The sequence below is a fragment of the Rubrobacter tropicus genome (assembly GCF_011492945.1).
Taxonomy (GTDB): Bacteria; Actinomycetota; Rubrobacteria; order Rubrobacterales; family Rubrobacteraceae; genus Rubrobacter_D; species Rubrobacter_D tropicus.
This window is the reverse complement of record NZ_CP045119.1, coordinates 590,470-607,561: the sequence shown is the minus strand read 5'-3', so window position 1 is coordinate 607,561 and position 17,092 is coordinate 590,470. Positions and strand designations below refer to the sequence as shown.

The 17,092-nt window shown below is 66.8% G+C and carries 21 protein-coding genes; 4 read left to right on the top strand and 17 right to left on the bottom strand.

Annotated elements, in window-relative coordinates; translation table 11 throughout:
• Positions 1 to 30: 30 nt before the first annotated feature.
• Positions 31 to 1,044, bottom strand: a complete 1,014-nt coding sequence (locus GBA63_RS02805; protein WP_166173283.1) for an SDR family NAD(P)-dependent oxidoreductase — start codon at positions 1,042 to 1,044, stop codon at positions 31 to 33.
• Positions 1,045 to 1,155: 111 nt separating this feature from the next.
• On the opposite strand from GBA63_RS02805, the gene GBA63_RS02800 reads away from it, so the two are divergent.
• The 3 genes from GBA63_RS02800 to GBA63_RS02790 all read left to right on the top strand — a co-directional run bounded on the left by GBA63_RS02800 (position 1,156) and on the right by GBA63_RS02790 (position 4,136).
• Positions 1,156 to 1,740 carry a TetR/AcrR family transcriptional regulator gene (locus GBA63_RS02800; RefSeq protein ID WP_207957044.1) on the top strand — a complete coding sequence of 195 codons (585 nt, stop codon included), beginning with the start codon at positions 1,156 to 1,158 and terminating at the stop codon, positions 1,738 to 1,740.
• Positions 1,741 to 1,830: 90 nt separating this feature from the next.
• Entirely contained in the window at positions 1,831 to 3,945 is a 2,115-nt protein-coding gene (locus tag GBA63_RS02795; RefSeq protein ID WP_166173279.1) for a carbon starvation CstA family protein, read from the top strand.
• 11 nt (positions 3,946 to 3,956) lie between these two features.
• The gene (locus GBA63_RS02790; RefSeq protein ID WP_166173277.1) at positions 3,957 to 4,136 is read left to right on the top strand and encodes a YbdD/YjiX family protein; all 180 of its coding nucleotides are present in this window, start codon (positions 3,957 to 3,959) and stop codon (positions 4,134 to 4,136) included.
• Positions 4,137 to 4,331: 195 nt separating this feature from the next.
• On the opposite strand, the gene GBA63_RS02785 is transcribed toward GBA63_RS02790, so the two are convergent.
• The 7 genes from GBA63_RS02785 to GBA63_RS02755 form a co-directional block, all read right to left on the bottom strand.
• Positions 4,332 to 4,841, bottom strand: a complete 510-nt coding sequence (locus GBA63_RS02785; protein ID WP_166173275.1) for a ferritin — start codon at positions 4,839 to 4,841, stop codon at positions 4,332 to 4,334.
• Positions 4,842 to 4,961: 120 nt separating this feature from the next.
• Entirely contained in the window at positions 4,962 to 5,795 is an 834-nt protein-coding gene (locus GBA63_RS02780) for an ABC transporter ATP-binding protein (RefSeq protein WP_166173273.1), read from the bottom strand.
• Entirely contained in the window at positions 5,792 to 6,604 is an 813-nt protein-coding gene (locus GBA63_RS02775) for an IucA/IucC family C-terminal-domain containing protein (RefSeq protein ID WP_166173271.1), read from the bottom strand. Before GBA63_RS02775 ends, GBA63_RS02780 begins: the two co-directional genes overlap by 4 nt.
• A gap of 38 nt (positions 6,605 to 6,642) precedes the next feature.
• The gene (locus tag GBA63_RS02770; protein WP_166173269.1) at positions 6,643 to 7,692 is read right to left on the bottom strand and encodes an iron-siderophore ABC transporter substrate-binding protein; all 1,050 of its coding nucleotides are present in this window, start codon (positions 7,690 to 7,692) and stop codon (positions 6,643 to 6,645) included.
• The gene (locus tag GBA63_RS02765; RefSeq protein WP_166173267.1) at positions 7,689 to 8,765 is read right to left on the bottom strand and encodes an ABC transporter substrate-binding protein; all 1,077 of its coding nucleotides are present in this window, start codon (positions 8,763 to 8,765) and stop codon (positions 7,689 to 7,691) included. The genes GBA63_RS02770 and GBA63_RS02765 overlap by 4 nt, the downstream gene beginning before the upstream one ends.
• 13 nt (positions 8,766 to 8,778) lie before the next feature.
• The gene (locus tag GBA63_RS02760) at positions 8,779 to 9,822 is read right to left on the bottom strand and encodes a FecCD family ABC transporter permease (RefSeq protein WP_228282278.1); all 1,044 of its coding nucleotides are present in this window, start codon (positions 9,820 to 9,822) and stop codon (positions 8,779 to 8,781) included.
• Positions 9,819 to 10,820: a FecCD family ABC transporter permease gene (locus GBA63_RS02755; RefSeq protein WP_166173265.1), complete on the bottom strand. Its 1,002-nt coding sequence runs from the start codon at positions 10,818 to 10,820 to the stop codon at positions 9,819 to 9,821. The genes GBA63_RS02760 and GBA63_RS02755 overlap by 4 nt, the downstream gene beginning before the upstream one ends.
• A gap of 141 nt (positions 10,821 to 10,961) precedes the next feature.
• Between GBA63_RS02755 and GBA63_RS02750 the strand changes: the two genes are divergently transcribed.
• Positions 10,962 to 11,912, top strand: coding sequence for an ABC transporter substrate-binding protein (locus GBA63_RS02750; protein ID WP_228282276.1), 951 nt, complete (start codon positions 10,962 to 10,964; stop codon positions 11,910 to 11,912).
• A 185-nt stretch (positions 11,913 to 12,097) separates the two neighbouring features.
• Here the strand turns inward: GBA63_RS02750 and GBA63_RS02745 are convergent, their stop codons facing one another.
• From GBA63_RS02745 to GBA63_RS02705, 9 genes are all read right to left on the bottom strand, one after another.
• A complete protein-coding gene (locus GBA63_RS02745) occupies positions 12,098 to 12,940 on the bottom strand; it encodes an ABC transporter permease (RefSeq protein WP_166173261.1) in 843 nt (280 codons plus the stop codon).
• 3 nt (positions 12,941 to 12,943) lie between these two features.
• Positions 12,944 to 13,735: an ABC transporter ATP-binding protein gene (locus tag GBA63_RS02740; RefSeq protein WP_166173259.1), complete on the bottom strand. Its 792-nt coding sequence runs from the start codon at positions 13,733 to 13,735 to the stop codon at positions 12,944 to 12,946.
• A 116-nt stretch (positions 13,736 to 13,851) separates the two neighbouring features.
• The gene (locus GBA63_RS02735) at positions 13,852 to 14,061 is read right to left on the bottom strand and encodes a hypothetical protein (protein WP_166173257.1); all 210 of its coding nucleotides are present in this window, start codon (positions 14,059 to 14,061) and stop codon (positions 13,852 to 13,854) included.
• Between the two features lie 163 nt (positions 14,062 to 14,224).
• On the bottom strand, positions 14,225 to 14,377 hold the full coding sequence (locus GBA63_RS02730) for a hypothetical protein (protein ID WP_166173255.1): 153 nt from the start codon (positions 14,375 to 14,377) through the stop codon (positions 14,225 to 14,227).
• 103 nt (positions 14,378 to 14,480) lie between these two features.
• Positions 14,481 to 14,744, bottom strand: coding sequence for an OsmC family protein (locus GBA63_RS02725; protein ID WP_166179758.1), 264 nt, complete (start codon positions 14,742 to 14,744; stop codon positions 14,481 to 14,483).
• Positions 14,745 to 14,945, bottom strand: a complete 201-nt coding sequence (locus GBA63_RS02720; RefSeq protein ID WP_166173253.1) for a hypothetical protein — start codon at positions 14,943 to 14,945, stop codon at positions 14,745 to 14,747. It lies immediately after the preceding gene.
• A gap of 54 nt (positions 14,946 to 14,999) precedes the next feature.
• Positions 15,000 to 15,632 carry a peroxidase-related enzyme gene (locus GBA63_RS02715; RefSeq protein WP_166173251.1) on the bottom strand — a complete coding sequence of 211 codons (633 nt, stop codon included), beginning with the start codon at positions 15,630 to 15,632 and terminating at the stop codon, positions 15,000 to 15,002.
• Between the two features lie 20 nt (positions 15,633 to 15,652).
• Positions 15,653 to 16,042, bottom strand: a complete 390-nt coding sequence (locus GBA63_RS02710) for a VOC family protein (RefSeq protein WP_166173249.1) — start codon at positions 16,040 to 16,042, stop codon at positions 15,653 to 15,655.
• 10 nt (positions 16,043 to 16,052) lie between these two features.
• Complete coding sequence (locus tag GBA63_RS02705) at positions 16,053 to 17,033, bottom strand: aldo/keto reductase (protein ID WP_166173247.1); 981 nt, start codon at positions 17,031 to 17,033, stop codon at positions 16,053 to 16,055.
• Positions 17,034 to 17,092 lie beyond the last annotated feature (59 nt).

The following is a 17,092-nucleotide window of genomic DNA, read 5'->3' as shown; positions in this document are numbered from 1 at the left end:
CGGACGACCCGAGGCGGCCTCTCACCCTCCCTACGCCCGCTTCGGCACCTTATCCCCGATCCGTAACACGGTCTCTCCCGCGCCCAGGCCGACCAGTTCCGCGCTCGTCTCCCACAGCTCCGCGGCGTTCTCGCTGTCGTAGGACTGTTCCGAGGAACGAATCTCTTTCTCGCCCTCGAAGTAGCTGCCGGAGACGTTTTCGAGCTCCGGGTCGGTGACGAGCCGGGCAAGGGCCCTGCCTGACGTCTCGACGGTGTTGACGTTCACCCCGAACATACCGAACACCGGCTGCAGGAGCGGCAGGACGTGGTCGAAGGCGAAGCGTGCGGTGGAGCCCCAGTCCCTGGCGAGCCCGGTGCCCGGCATGAGGCCGGGATCGAAGGCGTTCGACGTGACCCCCGATCCCGCCAAACGCCGGGCGAGCTCGTAGCTCGTGTACAAGTTGGCGAGCTTGGAGGTCGTGTAACGCCTCCTCCCGACCACGCCAGTCCCCTCGCCTTCCTCGTCCGGATCGGGATATCGCTCCGGCCAGGCCAGGGCTTTCGCGCCGCGGTAGCGCGGCGCGGGCATGCCGGTCCTCTGCTCCGGGTCGTGGGTCCCGCTGGAGACGAAGACGATTCTCGCGGGCGGGGCCATCTCCCCTACCAACAGGTTGACCAGCAGGTAGTGGCCGAGGTGGTTGACGCCGAAGGTGGTCTCGAAGCCGTCCTCCGTGTACGTCGTGCCACTGACCACCTGCAGGCCGGCGTTGAGCACCAGCGCCCTCAAAGGCGGCAGGTCTTCGCGGGCGGCGAACGCTTCGGCGAAGGAGCGCACGGAGTGGAGCGAGGCGAGATCCAAAACCATCCCATCGACGCGCGGGTTGCCGCTCTCCGCCCTCATCCGCCCAACGGCCCCCACAACTTTCTCCTCGTTGCGCCCGGCGATGACCACATGCCACCCATCACCCGCCGCGGCGACGTTCTTCGCCGCCTGGTAGCCCAACCCCTGGTTGCCCCCCGTGATGATGGCCGTTCGCCCGGTCCCGCCATCTTCCCCTCGCATACCGAACCTCCGCGATAGAGCTACGTTGACAACGTCAACTTTAACTTCCCAAGTTGACGTTGTCAACCTCGGGTTGTTATCTTTCTGGAGATGAGTAGGACGAGAGACAAGGTGGCATCGAGGGAGCGGGGTGATACGCGGGGGGCTTTGATCCGGGCCGCGGCGGGCTTGCTCGAGGAGCGTGGCATGACCGCCGTGACGTTACGGGCTGTCGGGGAGCGGGCTGGGATTTCCAGGCAGGCGCCGTACAGGCATTTCGCCGACAAGGAAGAGTTGCTCTCTGTGGTCGCGGCGGGCTACTTCGAGCAGGTCGGGGAGAAGATGGCCGGGGCGGCGGGGGCGGCGGATGGGTCCTTCGAGCGCCTCGACGCGATGACGGCGGCTTACGTGGGCTTCGCGCTAGAGAACCCCGCCCGCACCCGCCTGATGTTCGGGCCCGAGGTCAAGGGCAGCGCGTATCCGGTGGCACACGAGGCCGCGCGCGCCGTCCACGAGCGGTTCGTGCGGGCCGTCGCGGACTGCCAGGAAGCGGGGTTGTTACCGGGCGAAGATCCCGTCGAGTTGGCCGCGCTCGTGTACGCCACGGCCCACGGGGCGGTGGACCTCACGCTCTCCGGGCACACGGAGAAGGCAAAAGGTTTGGGGGACCCTCTGGCCCTGACCCGCCGACTCTTGGCGTACCTGGGCGCCCGATAGCGCCGCCGTCGCGGCGTGTTCATTACCGTTTTCCATTGTGCTAGGATGCCGAATATCTCGTAAGAGCCTTTAGGGAAGGGCAGGGGGACCATGGGGAATAGCATTCGTCGCTACGGTATCTGGCTGGGTATCGCCCTGGTCGGGGCGGTCTGCTGGGGGGTGCTTGCGCTCTCCCGCGGGGAGACCGTAAACGCGGGCTGGCTGCTCTTCGCGGCCATTGCCTCCTACGCCATCGCCTACAGGTTCTACGCCAGGTTCATCCAGAAGAAGGTACTTGAGACCGACGATTCGAGGGCGACGCCGGCAGAGCGGCTCAACAACGGTCGGGACTTCGAGCCGATGGACCGGCGGGTGCTCTTCGGCCACCACTTCGCGGCCATCGCGGGGGCGGGGCCGCTGGTAGGGCCGGTGCTCGCGGCGCAGATGGGGTTTTTGCCCGGGACGGTGTGGATCATAGTCGGCGTGATCCTGGCGGGTGCTGTCCAGGACATGACCACGCTGTTCTTCTCCATGAGGCGCGACGGGAAGACGCTCGGGCAGATGGCCCGGGAAGAGATAGGTCCCGTCGGCGGCGTCGCGGCCCTGATCGCGGTCCTCTCGATCATGGTCATCCTGCTCGCGGTTCTCGCCCTGGTCGTGGTGCTCGCCCTCGCAGAGTCGCCGTGGGGCTCTTTCTCCATCGCCATGACCCTGCCCATAGCGCTCCTGATGGGTGTGTACCTGCGCTTTATCCGTCCGGGGCGGGTCCTCGAAGTCTCGATAATCGGGGTGGGGCTGCTGTTTTTGGCGATCATCGGGGGAGGTTGGATCGCGGAGTCCAGCCCGTACGCCGACTTCTGGACGTTCAGCCCGAACCAGATAGTCTTCGCCCTCATCGCCTACGGCTTTATAGCGAGCGTGCTTCCGGTGTGGGTGCTCCTGGCCCCCCGCGACTACCTCTCGACGTTCATGAAGATAGGAACCATACTCCTGCTGGCAGTCGGCATCGCCTTCACCCTGCCGGCCATCCAGATGCCCAAGGCCACCGAGTTCGCCTTCAACGGCGAGGGCCCGGTCTTCGCCGGCCCGCTCTTTCCGTTCGTCTTTATAACGATAGCCTGCGGGGCGTTGTCCGGGTTCCACGCGCTCGTGGCCTCGGGGACGACGCCGAAGCTGATCCAGAAAGAGAGCCAGACCCGGTTTATCGGGTACGGGGCGATGCTCATGGAGTCGTTCGTGGCGGTGATGGCGCTTATCGCCGCAACCACGCTCGACCCCGGCGTCTACTTCGCCATGAACGCGCCCGCCACCGTGCTCGGGGACACCGTCCAGTCCGCCTCCCAGGCCGTAAACGGGTTCGGGTTTCAGGTGAGCCCGGAGACGCTCCAGACGACGGCGGACAACGTCGGGGAGGAGAGCATCGTCGGCAGGACGGGCGGCGCGCCGACGCTGGCGGTAGGCATGAGCGCCATCTTCTCGGGCCTCATCGGCGGCCAGGCGCTCCAGGCGTTCTGGTACCACTTCGCGATCATGTTCGAGGCCCTGTTCATCCTGACGACCGTCGACGCCGGAACGCGGGTCGGGCGGTTCATGATCCAGGACATGATCGGCAACGTCTACCGCCCCTTCGCCAACCCCTCGTGGTTGCCGGGGAACCTGATCTCGAGCGCCCTAATCGTCGGCGCCTGGGGCTACTTCCTCTACGCCGGCGTGAACGACCCTCTGGGCGGCATCAACCAGCTCTTCCCCCTCTTCGGCATCGCCAACCAGCTGCTGGCCGCCGTCGCCCTCACCGTCGGCACGACCATCCTCATAAAGATGGGCAAGCTCCGCTACGCCTGGGTGACGGCGCTGCCGCTTCTGTGGGACGCGTCGGTGACGCTCACGGCGAGCTGGATGAAGATCTTCTCTTCGGACCCCACGCTCGGCTTTTTCGCGCAAAGAGCGGCCGCCCAGGAGGCCCTCGCCAACGGCGAGCTCTACGGCACCGCCCAGAGCGCGGACGACGTGCGCCAGATCATCACGAACTCCACGGTGGACGGCGTGCTCTCGATCCTTTTCGCCCTCCTGATAATCGTCGTCCTCGTGGACGCCACCCGAGTGTGGTTCGGTATCATCCGCGGCGGCAAGGAACCGGACCTGAGCGAGGCACCCTGGCAGGAGTCCAACCTCGACTCCGACGGCCAGCCTTTAGACGAGCGCGAACCGGTCGGGACCGGGAGCTAGAATAGGGAGCGATGAGACCCCTGCGCGCCATCTGGGAGTACCTGAAGGAGATCTCGGGCGAGAACGCTTACGACAAGTACCTCGTCGTCCACTCCTCGACCCACCCCGGCCGCCGCCCGATGAACCGCGGCGAGTTCTACCGCTGGCGCCAGAACGAGAAGTACAACAACCCGGGCAGCCGCTGCCCCTGATGACGCCTCGCGGTCCGGTCGGACCGCGAGGCAGCTTGTCAGCCCGCTTCGCCGCATCCGGCTCGCTTTCAGCTATCAGCTAGCCGTCTCGACACGTCGCGCTGCTCGCCATCCGAAGCGTTTCGGGTGGCGCGGCCCGGTGTGGCCCTGCGCGGCAAAAAGCTGAAAGCTGACCGCTGAAAGCTGACAGCTACCCTACTCCCTTTCTCCCAGCTCTTTATCCAGCATCAAGAGGGCGGCGGTGTCTTCGCCGGCCATGCGGAGGCGTTCGACTATCTCTGATGCGGACTTTTCTTCTTCGACCTGCTCTGAGACGAACCAGTTGAGGAGCACCTGGGCGGGGAAGTCACCTTCGGAGATAGCTAGTTCGTAGAGGTCATGGATGAGGGAGGTGACGCGCTTCTCGTGCTCCAGGGCCTGCTCGAAGGTGTCTAGCGGCGAGTGGAAGTCGTGGGGCGGCTCTCCTATGGGACGGAGGCGGACGGACTCGCCGCGGTCGAGCAAGAAGTCGAAGAACTTGAGGGCGTGGACCTGTTCTTCCGCGGCCTGCGCCCTCATCCAGCGGGCAAAGCCGGGGAGGTTCGCCGTCTCGAGGAAGCCGGCCATCGAGAGATACAGGTAGGCGGCGGAGAACTCGTGCCCGATCTGCTCCTCCATCGCCTCCCTCATCGCACCCTTCATCCGCGTTTGCGCGACCTCGCTCATGCCGCTCCTTTCGCGTATTGTCACAAAACACACTACCGCTATCATAAGGTGGCGGGGTCGTGTTCGCAAGCTCGTCGGGCGGGGAGGGGGAACGGTCGCGGTCCCGGAACATCGTACCTGCTAACCCTTCTCTGCGGGATCCAACGCGCCGAACCGGGTCTTTGACGGCCCATGGTGGAGGCCGTGGGGGATGCACAGCGGAACGCCCGTGCGCGGGTCGGGGACCACGTCCGCCTCCACGCCGAAGACCTGCCTCAAGAGGTCCGGGGTCACGACCTCGTCGGGCGGGCCGGCGTCGAAGACCCGGCCTTTGGAGAGGGCGATGACCCGGTGCGAGTAGCGGGCGGCGTTGTTGAGGTCGTGCAGGACCATAAGGATGGTCCGCCCCTCCTCGCGGTTGAGACGGTCGAGGAGTTGCAGGACTTCGAGTTGGTGGGCCATGTCGAGGAACGTCGTGGGCTCGTCGAGCAGCAGGGTCTCGGTCTCCTGGGCAAGGGCCATCGAGATCCAGGCCCGCTGCCTTTGGCCGCCCGATAGGGTGTCGAGCGGCCTGTCCGCGATCTCGGCGACGCCCGTGGTCCGGAGCGCCTTCTCGACGGCCCGCTCGTCCCCCCTGGACCACTGACGCAGCCAGCCCTGATGCGGGTAGCGTCCCTGGGCCGCGAGCTCGCGGACGGTGAGGCCCTCGGGGGCGGCCGGACTCTGGGGGAGGATGCCGAGGCGGCGGGCGATCTCGCGGGTCGGGAGGCTCGAGATGGCGTCGCCGTCGAGGTAGATCGCGCCGCCGCGGGGCTTCATCAGGCGGGCCAGGGAGCGGAGCAGCGTGGACTTGCCGCAGCCGTTGGGGCCGACGACGGAGGTTATCTTGCCTTCGGGCACCTCGACGGTTAGGCCGTCGATGACGACGGCCTCGTCGTAGCCGAGCCTGACCTTCTCGGTTCGCAGCTTGCTCAACGGCTCCTGACCTCCGGCGCTTCGTCTGTTTTCTCCACCCGGGTGGTGCGGGGGCAGGTGAGACAGGCGTCCCTTCCGAGCCTGTAGTAGAGACAGCAGGCGTTGCGCACCCGGCTCGTCTCGCGGCGCCCGTCGTGCTCCACCGCGTAATAGTTGGTCGGTCCCGTGAGCGGGGCTGGGTCGGCGAGCACCCCTTCCGCAAGATCGACGGCCTCCTCCTCGCGATCCAGGGCCTGGCCCACGATCAGGAACGCGTCGGCGACCGCGTCCACGGCCATCTGACGGAGGGCGAAGAGCCCCCGGCGCGTTCGCGGGCGCAGCGCGGCGAGCAATCCGGGCAGATGGGACCCGGCGAACCTCTCCGCCAGGTAGCGCGACAGGTCTTCTTCCGAAGCCAGAACCAGAGCGTTCGGATGCCCGGCTTCTGGATCGTCCGGCAGGGCGGCGAAAGCGCCGCCCACGGCCAGGTCCGCCGGGAAGCCGAGCCCGTCGAAGCGCAGCGCCACGCCCTCCGGCCCGAGGTCGGGCACCCGGCGTTCGAGGACGAGGGCGGCGACGACCGGGGCTAGGACGCGCCAGAGGTAGCCCTTCAAGAAGAGGCTACCCGTTACCTGCGGGATCTCCGTCCCGCACTCCCGCCCGAAGCGCCGCAACAACCCGTCGAGGAGCGACGCGTCGGAGCAGAGTTCCGCGGCCGTGGACCATCCCGGGCCGGCGGGGGATCCCGCATGGCCGAAGAGCCGGATGTCGCCCCAGGACCCTGCCCCGGAGGCGCGCTCCAGCGTCGCCGCGAGCGGTGGGCCGGTCATTCGCCAATCGCGAACCCCCCGCGTCCGAGGGTGGCGAGTCATGACGCCGCCTCGGTGTTGGGGTTGCCGTCTACGGCCGCTGCGAGCATCGGCACCAGCCCGTCGAGCAGGAAAGGCAGGCTCAGGACGGTGCCGAAAGAGAGGGCGCCGGAGAGGGTCTCTTCCAGGAAGAGGTCGCGGCCCTCCCTCGCGGCGTCGAGCCTGCGGTACAGCGGATCGGTCCGGACCGCCTCGAAGTCTTCAGCCAGCACCGTGACCCAGACCAGCACGTCGGTGTCGATCAGCCCCAGGCGCTCTCGGCTGAGGTCCGCGAAAAAGGAATCGCCGGCGAGGTCGGCGATCTCCTCGGGTATCCGGAACCCGAGGGAGGACATGAACCGCCCCCTGACGTCCTGGGGCCCGTAGGGGGACGGGGTGTAGGAGTCGTCCTCGGCCGTAAGCCCGACCACCACCCCGCTCGCGCCCTCGAACTCCGGGTGCTCCTCGCGGGCCCGGGCGAAGCGCGCTTCCAGCTCGGAGACCATCTCCCCGGCCCGGTCCTGGCGGCCCAAAGCGCGGCCTATCGCCTGCGTCTGCTCCTGCCAGGGGACACCGAAGTCCACGAACTCGCCGGACTGGGCGAGGGTCGGGGCTATCTCCGAGAGCGTGTCGTACTCCTGCCGGGTCATGCCGGAGGAGACGCCGACGATCAGGTCGGGATCTAGGCCCGCGATCTGCTCGATATTTAGCTCGGTGGAGGGCAGGACCTCCGGCTCGGCGCCCCCCAGCTCGTCCTGCGCCCAGGGCCACGCCGCGTAAGGCTTCTCCCCGAACCACTCGCGCACCGCGACGGGCGTGACCCCGAGCGCCAACACCGGGTCCTGGTCGGTGAATCCTACCGTGACGACCCGCTCGGGGACCCCTGAGACCTCCGTCTCGCCGTACTTGTGCCTTACCGTCCTCGTCCCGCCCGAACCCTCTTCGCCGCCACCACCGCCGGTCCCGCCGCAGCCGCCGAGCAGCAGCAAACCCCCGACACCGGCGAGGAACTGCCCGCGGGTCGGTCCGCGTCGTGTGAGTATCCTGGGCGTCGTCGCTGATTTCTTCATACCGTATCTCCTCCTAGCAGGTGCTTTTCGAGATCGTCGAGGACGAGTTCCGCGGCCCGCGCGTTGGCGAAGAGCCAGGCGTCACCGCCCACCGCGAAGGCGCGGCCGTTGTGGACCGCGTCCAGGGACCGCCACAGGGGGTTCTCCGTCATCCGGTCTTTCAGCGCCTCTGCGCCGTCCCGGCCTCCCCCCACGTAGTAGAAGAGGGCGTCGGCGTCCGCCTCCGGCAGCCTCTCCAGGCTCAGGACGTCGGCGTGTTGCTCCTGGAAGGACGGGCACCCATCGTCGCGCTGCTGGTTCTGCGGGCGCCGCAGGCCTGCCTCGGCGAGCACCGAGCCGGGCCAGAAGCAGCTGTAGTAGAGGAGCAGCTGGTCTTCGGTGATCCGCAGGGCGCTGACGGACGGGGTGCCCAGGCGCTCCTCTACGCGCCGTCCGAGTTCTCCCACACGCTCTTCGTAGGCGGAGATCCGCGCCTCGGCACCCTCCTCGGCGCCGAACCAGGAGGAGATCCTGCGCGCCTCATCCCTCCAGTCCCCGCCGAGGTAGGCGACCCCCTCGGTCGCGACGGTCGGCGCGATGCGGTTCAGATCCTCGTAGAGCCGGTCGTCGAGGAGCACGGACCACGCGACTACGACGTCGGGCTCCAGCGCCGCTATCGCCTCCAGGTTTGGGCCGCTCTCCGCGCCGCCCACGATCTCGATCCCGTCGGCCTCTTCTTGCGTGAGGTAGGACGGCAACGCCCCCCCGCCGGAGATGGCGCTCACCGACAGGGCGCCGACCACGGGCACGCCCGCGTCGAGCAACGCCGGGAGCGCGATAAAGGAATCGAGGGCCACCACCCGCCGGGGATCTGACGGTATCCGGGTCTCGCCCAGGGCGTGCTCCACCCGCCGGGTCCCGGCGGAGCCTCCCTCCCCCTGCGGCGTCCCCCCGCCGCATCCTGCCAGCGTTCCGCTACCGAGCAGCGCCGCGCCCGCGAGGCCTGAGCCGCCGAGCTTCAAGAAACCCCGGCGGCTCAGGCGCCTGCCGCGCCCGAACGCTCCCACCCCGTGCGATGAGCCTTCCGCCTTCACGCTTGCCCCTTTCTCATGCCTTGCGCGTCTTGTAGAGCAGGTACAGGAAGAACGGGGCACCCACGACGGCGGTGACGATGCCGCACGGTATCTCGACGGGGGCGAAGAGCGTCCTTCCCACGAGGTCGGAGAGCACGACCATCGCCCCGCCGGTCATCGCAGAGACCGGCAGCAGGCCGCCGTGGGCGGGCCCGACGAGCCTCCTCGCGATGTGCGGGGCCATGAGGCCAACGAAGGCGATGGTTCCGGCGGTCGCTACGGCCGCGGCGGCGAGCGCGACGCTGCAGAGCACGAGCAGGCCCCGCTCCAGTTCCACGCGGACGCCGAGCCCCCTCGCCACCTCGTCCCCCAGGCCGAGCGCGTTCAGGTGCCGGAAGCGCAGCAGGGTGAGGGGCATGAAGATCACGAGCCACGGCAGGAGCGTGAGGACCTGCTCCCAGGAGCGGCCGTAGACGCTGCCGGTCAGCCAGACGAGGGCCTGGCTGACCTGGTAGATCTCTCCGAACGTGATCATGAACGTCGTCAGCGCCGTCGCGACCGCGCCGAGGCCCACCCCGACGAGGATTAGCCGCGTCGGCGAGCTGCTCCCCCGCCACGCGAGCAGGTACAGCAGTCCGGCCACGACGAGCGCCCCCCCGAAGGCCGCCGGCGGCAGGTACGCCGCGGAGACCGAGGGGAAGGCGACTATCAACGTCACGGCCGCGAGCCCGGCCCCGGCGTTGACCCCCACGATGTCAGGAGCCGCAAGGTCGTTCTTCGTGATCCCCTGCAGGACCGCGCCCGAAACCGCGAGCGCGGCCCCGACGAGGACGGCGACCAGCGCCCGCGGCAGCCTGAGCGCGTTGACGATAAAGCCGTAGTTGCCGTCGTCGGACCCGAGGCCGAGGAGAGCCCGGATCACGTCGGGCGGCGCTATCGGGTACTCGCCGACCCCCACGTTGGCAACGACGCCCGCGAACGCGACGAGCCCGAGCAACACGAAGACAATGATTGCGCGCGGGTCCAGCAGCGCGGAGGCCCGCCCGCCCCACGGCCTGAAGACTACCCTCCCCTTCACCCCTTGCTCCTCTTGCGCGCCAGGTAGATAAACACGGGCGCCCCCACGAGGGCGGTCATGACCCCGAGCGGCAGCTCCTGCGGCCTGAGCGCGACCCTCGCGGCTATGTCGGCCGAGACAAGAAGTATCGCCCCGAGAAGGGCCGAGTAGGGCAGGATCCAGCGGTAATCCACCCCGACGAAGAAGCGCGCCACGTGCGGGACGACGAGCCCGACGAAGCCTACCGGCCCCGCGATGGCGACCGCGCTCCCCGCGAGGAGAACGACCGCCGCCACGGAGAGAGACTTTACCCACGCGGTGCGCTGGCCCAGCCCCGTGGCGACGTCCTCGCCGAGCGTGAGGGCCGTGATCTGGCGGCCCAGCACGAACGCGAGCAGCAACCCGGCGAAGACGTAGGGCAGCACCTGCAAGAGCAGGCCCAGGTCCCTCCCCGCCACCGAACCGGCGAGCCAGAACCGGATCTCCTCCAGCGTCCTCTGGTTGAAGATGAGCACCGCCGTCGTGAGCGACGAGAGCAGGGCCGCCAGCGCGGCCCCGGCCACGACGAGCTTCATGGGGTTCATCCCGCCCCCGAGCGTCCCGAGCCCGTAGACGACGACCGCGGCGACGGCCGCCCCCACGAACGCGAAGAGGGCGTAGGTAGTCAGCGAAGAGGCCCCGAGCAAGAACACGGACCCCACCACCGCGAGCGCGGCGCCGGCCTCGATGCCGAGTATCCCCGGGTCCGAGAGCGGGTTGCGGGTGAGACCCTGGATGATGGCCCCGGCCACGGCCAGGGCCGCGCCCACGAGGGCGGCGATCAGGGCCCGCGGCACGCGCAGGGTGCGGATGATCAGGTCGTCCTCAGAGCCCCCGTAGTCGACGAAGGCCCCGATCACCTCCCACGTCCCTATCCGGGCCGCCCCGAACCGCACGCTCGCCAACAGACACAACAGTAGTACCCCCGAACACACCACCAACCCGAACGAGAGCGCCGCCCGTGAACGCAAGACCCGCACCCCTATCCGCCCCGGACCTGATCCGGATCACACCCGTGTTGACGCGACCGGGAAACTCCTCTATCTTTGCCCACGATATTGATAATGATTGTCAATAGCAACATGGGACGCCAAGATACAGGGTCTGGAGGGACTAATCAATTGATCTGGATCAAAGACCGTCTGTCCGCAGTAGTTTTTCTGGCCGCGGCTCTCGCGCTGGCGGCTTGCGGCGGGGCCGGTGGCCAAGGCGGGGATGGCGGCGGTGCCTCGGCCCAGACGAGAACCATCGAGCATGCGATGGGCGAGACGAAGATACAAGGAACCGCCAAGCGGGTCGTGGTGCTGGACACGGGGGAGTTGGACAGCGCGATGTCTCTGGGGGTGAAGCCGGTCGGAGCGGTGGAGGCCGTCGAGGGGCTCGGTCTCCCCTCGTACCTCGAAGGCGCGGGTGGCATAGAGAACGTCGGCACCATCGAGGAGCCGAACCTGGAGAAGATCGCCACGCTGAACCCGGACCTCATCCTCTCCAGCAAACTCCGTCACGAGCAGATCTACGACCAACTGAGCCAGGTCGCCCCGACCGTCTTCACCGAGACCACGGGCGTCACCTGGAAAGAGAACTTCGAGAAGCACGCCGAGGCCATGAACAGGGCAGACGAGGCCAAAGAGGTCATGGACGGCTACGAAGACCGCCTGGAGGAGTTCAAGAGGGCCATGGGCGGCCGGTTGGGCGAGACAGAGGTCTCCGTCGTCCGTTTCCTGCCCGGCGAGACCCGCGTCTACCAGAAGGAGTCTTTCGTCGGGACGGTGCTCGAGGACGCCGGGTTGCCCCGCCCCCCCTCGCAGGACGTCGACGACTTCGCCATCCTCAACGCGAGCGAGGAGACCATACCGGAGATGGACGGGGATGCGATCTTCGTGACCGCCTACGGCCCGCAAGACGAGACGACGCGGCAGAAGATCACCTCCGACCCCCTCTGGCAGAAGCTCGAAGCCGTCAGGCAAGACCGTGTCTACGAGGCCTCAGACGACCTCTGGATGCTCGGCATAGGCCCCACCGCCGCCAACGGCGTCGTGGACGACCTGGAAAAACATCTGGCCGAAAGCTAGAGCGGTTTTCGGAAGCTAATCGCTTCCGAAAACCGCTCTATCAGCCGTCAGCTTTATTGCTCTTGGCTGAAAGCTGATAGCTGACGGCTGACAGCTTTCAGCTTTGCAAACCGCTCCGGGCGAGGACCTCCCCGGTTTGCGGAGGCTTTATCCTGCTGACCGGCCGTACGAGATCCGGAACCTCACTACCCGCTTCTCTTCAGCTTTCCGGTCCGTTTCGCGTAGTTCTCGCCGAGGTGGAAGATCCAGATCCCGAGCGGCACGAAGACGACCCCCATAACGAGCAGCGGCCAGATACTGCCCCAGAGCTGGGTGACGCCGGCGCCTTCCTGGAGCGCGTCGCGGGCACCTTCGAGGCCGTAGGTTACCGGCGAGATGGTGGCGAGCGGCTGCATCCAGTCGGGGAGGACGCTCACGGGGTAGTAGACGCCCGAGACCAGGAGCAGAAGCGCCGAGACTATGTAGGTAACCTGCTGGCCCTTCTCCGGGGAGAGAAGCGGCATGACGGCGGCGACGACCCCGAACCCGACGAGCGAGATGCTGCACACGGCGAGGACCACGACGGCCGCCGCGTAGTTGGCGTTGCCGAGGTCGAGGTCGAAGGCGAGCATGGCGACGCCGAGGACGAGTGCCGTTCGGATGATGCCGTAGACGATCGCGTAGACGCCCATGCCGAGCAGGTGCGTCACCCGGCTCGTCGGGCTCATGAACGTGTACTCGATAGTCCCCTCCCACCGCTCCCACTGCACCGTCTCCGAGAGGATGTCGAAGATCATGGACAGGTAGCTCCAGATCAAGGCACCTATGAGCAGAAACGTCATGTACTCCCGGATGTCGATGGCCTCGGCGCCGGGCCGCTGGGCCGCCCCGGCCCCGATAAAGGTTATGGACATTGCGTTTACGGTGGTGAACGTCAGCCAGACTACCTCCCACATGAAGTACCGTTTGGTAAGAAAGTAGTTGCGTTGCACGTAGCCCCAGACGGCGATCATCTCGACCAGCCAACCGGGTTTGACGGGACCTCTCATCCCCTATTCTCCTTCCGCGCTGGCCTCTTCGACCGAGTAGCCGGTCGCGGCCATGAAAGTCTCCTCCAGCGTCGGCACGCGGCCGTTGGTTCCGCTGGCGTAGCGCGCCTTCAGCTTCTCCGGCTCTTCGAGGGCGAGTATCTTACCGTCCATCATGATGCCTACCCTGTCGCAGAGCTCCTCGGCCTCGCCCATATCGTGCGTACAGAGCAGGATCGAGGAGTCGTGGGCTTCCCTGATCCTGCTGATAAACCCCTGCACGTCCTTCTTGCTCCTCGGGTCGAGGCCCGTCGTCGGCTCGTCGAGGAGCATGAGGACGGGGCTGGTGAGCAGGGCCCTGGCGAGCGCTATCTTCTGCTGCATCCCGCGGCTGAGGTGCTCCATCGGCTCCGTGGCCCGCTTCTGGGCGAAGCCGATGTTGTTCAGGATCTCCTTGATCCTGGGCCGCGCCTCGCCGGTGGTGACGCCGTAGAGCTTGGCCCCGTAGATCAAGTTCTCCATGGCGGACAACTTCTTGAAGAAGCTCGCCTCGACGCTTACCCGGTTCATGCTCCTCTGCACCTTCTTGGAATGCCGCAACGCATCCACCCCAAAAACCTCGACCTCCCCGGAATCCGGGAAGACGAGCGTGGAGACGACCCGGACCAGCGTGCTCTTGCCGCTCCCGTTCGGCCCGAGGATGCCGACGACCTCCCCCTTCCCAACCGAAAGCGAGATCCCATCCAGCGCCCGCACCACCTCCCCCCGGCGCTTCTTGAAGCTCTTGTCCACGTTCTTGAGTTCCAACGCTTTCATACCTAAGAATCCCTCCTCTTTAGAGCGGTCAGCCTTCAGCCGTCAGCGATCAGCCTCAACAAATAGGCTAAAGGCTGACCGCTGAAAGCTGACAGCGTGGCAGGCAGAGCCTGCCACTACTGCCGGGCTTCGAGCCGCTCCCAGACGACCCGCCACGTCTCTTCGCGTTCGGCGGCCACGGCCAGGGCGAAGAGTTGCCGCGCGAGCCTGGCGCGCAGCGAGAGCCGGTCTTTGGGCCGCGCGTACCGTTGTCGCTCGGCCACCTTGTCGGCGAGCTCCTGCTGCCTGAGCGTGCGGTCCTGCGCTGCGTAAAACTCCCCGTACATCTCTTTCTCCTTCTCTCGTCTCTCTGTCGCTTCCGTACCTGGGGTGATGCCCGTCTCTGGGGGTCGGAGCGGAGACTCGTGCTCTGGCCTGTGGCGCAAAGCTTGAGGCCCCCGGTCCGTTTGGTCCGGGGGCCTCGTTGAGAAGTGTGGTTGAGCTAAAGGCTCATGTTCTCACCGCGACCGCGCGGACCTTGGGACGCACCTCTCCCCCGAACGCCCCGACACCGGAGTTCGTAAGGTTGAGGAGCCTCGGCTCGGGACGCACCTCTCCTCCGAACACCGGAATTCCTATGTTCGTGTGGTGGACGTGCATCAAAGCCTCGGTCCTTTCGCGACGACAACTACAGCCATGGCACTCTAGCGGCGCCCGCCGAGCTTGTCAACGGTGTTGCGCGTTCTTTAAGAAAAATTACGACAATTTACGTAGAGAGGAAGTCGACCTCGCTGGAGATCTCGATGCTCCCCTTGACCGAACGGGCCACCGGGCAACTGTCCGCGTACACGGAGAGCACCCGCTCGACGGTCTCGCGTTCTTCTTCGGGGACGGCGAGTTGGAAGGTCTGCGTGATGCGTTTGATCACCAGCACCTTCCCGTCGGCTTCCACCTCCCCAACCGTATCCGCCCGGAGGTTCTCAAAGGAGACTTGACGCGCTGCCAGCGCGCCGGCAAAGGTGCCGAGCAGTCACCCGCCCGCCGCGGCCACCACGTAATCTAAAGTGCTCGCGTGCGGCTCCTCGTCCCCCGGCGAGACGCCGTAGTGCTCGGCGACCTCCGAGTGGACCCCGAAGAGCACCGGCTGCTCCTCGCCCGGCAGGTGGGCCCGCCGCACCTTCCCCTCCACCGGCTCCACCCCGACCCGCGAGACGTACTTCACTTCGGCCACGCCTATCCCCCTTCTCTCTGGACTGCCCCCCAGCTTACGCTATTTACCCTGGGGTTAAGGTTTCGTATCGACCGTGTTGGCCCGGGGTTGCCGCGCCAGGGCGTGGTACTCCTCGTTTGGGATCATGCCGCACGCCAGCGACATGCGGTTGGTGAAGTTGTACATACTCGCTACCTCTATCACGTCCCAGACCTCCTCCTCTGTCAACCCGTAGCCCTTGAGCCGTTCAAGGTCCTCTGGGGTGCAGTCCAGCGGCCTCTCCGTGACCTTGACGGCGTAGTCGAGGATGGCGGTGCGGCGCTCGTCGAGGCCGGCCCTCCGGTGGTCGAGCGTGATGCGGTCGGCGAGGATGGGGTCCCCGAGGGCTTCGCGCAGGGCGGCGCCGTGGGCGACCAGGCAGTAGAGGCAGCCGTTCGCCATCGAGACGGCCACCGCGATCATCTCCCGCTCCGCCGCGTCCAGGTTCTCGGTCGGCTCGTGGAGCTGCCGGTAGTGCGAGAACCACGCGGAGAGCCTCTCGGGTCTGAAGCTGTAGGCCCGAAACACGTTCGGCACGAACCCGACGGCCTCCCGCGCCTTGCGGAAGAGCCCCCGAAGGTTCTCCGGCAACTCGGATTCTTCAGGGACCGGGAACCAGCTAACAGGGACACCCGTCCCTTTGCGCGATATGTGCTCGACGTCGTCCATATGACTCCCCTTTGGCGGTCTCAGGCGCTCTGGTACGAGATGAACTCCAACAGAGAACCGTCCGGGTCGCGGAAGTACACGCTCGTGCCGACACCTCCGGCGCCGCGACGTTCGACGGGGCCCAGCTCCACATCGACGTTGTGGTGGCGGAGGTGGGCTTCCGCTTCTCCGATATCTCCGGGCCACTCGAAGCAGAGGTCGCTGCCCCCCGGCGGGACGGGGACCCTCGCGAGCGGGTTCGCGTCCACGCCGGGGCCGTGCAGGTTGAGTTGCAGGGCACCGAACCGGTAGGAGAAACCCTTCCCGACGGGCACGACCTCGGCGTTTAGCACGTCCCGGTAGAAGGCGTTTGACCTCTTCCAATCGGAGACGTGGATAACGCAGTGGTCCAGCCTGATGACCGGCGCCACGAAACCCTCCCTAGCCGTTGACGGTGCTCATGTCCGGGTAACGGTCGCCGGCCGCGGCACCGGCCGGTGCGACCTCGTCTATGCGGCGAAGGTCCTCTTCGGTCAGTTCCACGTCCACAGCCGCCGCGTTCTCTTCCAGGTACTTGCGGCGTTTGGTGCCGGGGATGGGGACTATGTCCTCGCCCCTGTGGAGCAGCCAGGAGATGGCGAGCTGGCCGGGGGCCACACCCTTCTCGGAGGCGATCTCGCGCACCCTCTCGACGAGCTCCAGGTTCTTGTGGAAGTTCTCGCCCTGGAAGCGCGGGGAGTTCTGGCGGTAGTCGCCCTCGTCGAAGTCCTCGGGGCTCTGGATCTGGCCGGTCAGGAAGCCGCGCCCGAGCGGGCTGTAGGCGACGAAGCCTATCCCGAGCTCGCGGACGGTCGGAAGGATCTCGTCCTCCACGTCCCGGCTCCACAGGGAGTACTCCGTCTGGAGCGCGCTGATCGGATGCACCGAGTGGGCTCTCCGTATGGTCTCCGGGGCCGCCTCGGAGATGCCGAGGTAACGGACCTTGCCCGCGTCCACGAGTTCCTTCATCGCCCCCCACGTCTCTTCGACGGGCGTGTCGGGGTCGACGCGGTGCTGGTAGTAGAGGTCTATGTGGTCCACGCCGAGGCGCCGGAGCGAGGCGTCGCAGGACTTCCTGACGTAGTCGGGGCGGCCGTTGACGCCGAGCCTCGTGCCGTCCTCGGTCCGCTCGTTGCCGAACTTGGTGGCGAGCACGACCTCGTCGCGCCTGCCGGCAATGGCCCTGCCGACCAGACGCTCGTTGGTGAACGGGCCGTACATGTCGGCCGTGTCGAGGAAGGTGACGCCGAGGTCTATCGCCCTGTGGATCGTGGCGATGGATTCCTCGTCGTTCTCGGCGCCGTAGAACTCGCTCATGCCCATGCAGCCGAGGCCGAGCTCGGACACGGCGAGTCCCTCGCCGCCCAGGTTTCGTTGTTTCAAGGATCTCCCCTCTTGTCGGAAACCTTTTTCGGAGGATTGAGTTTATTACACGTTCGGGG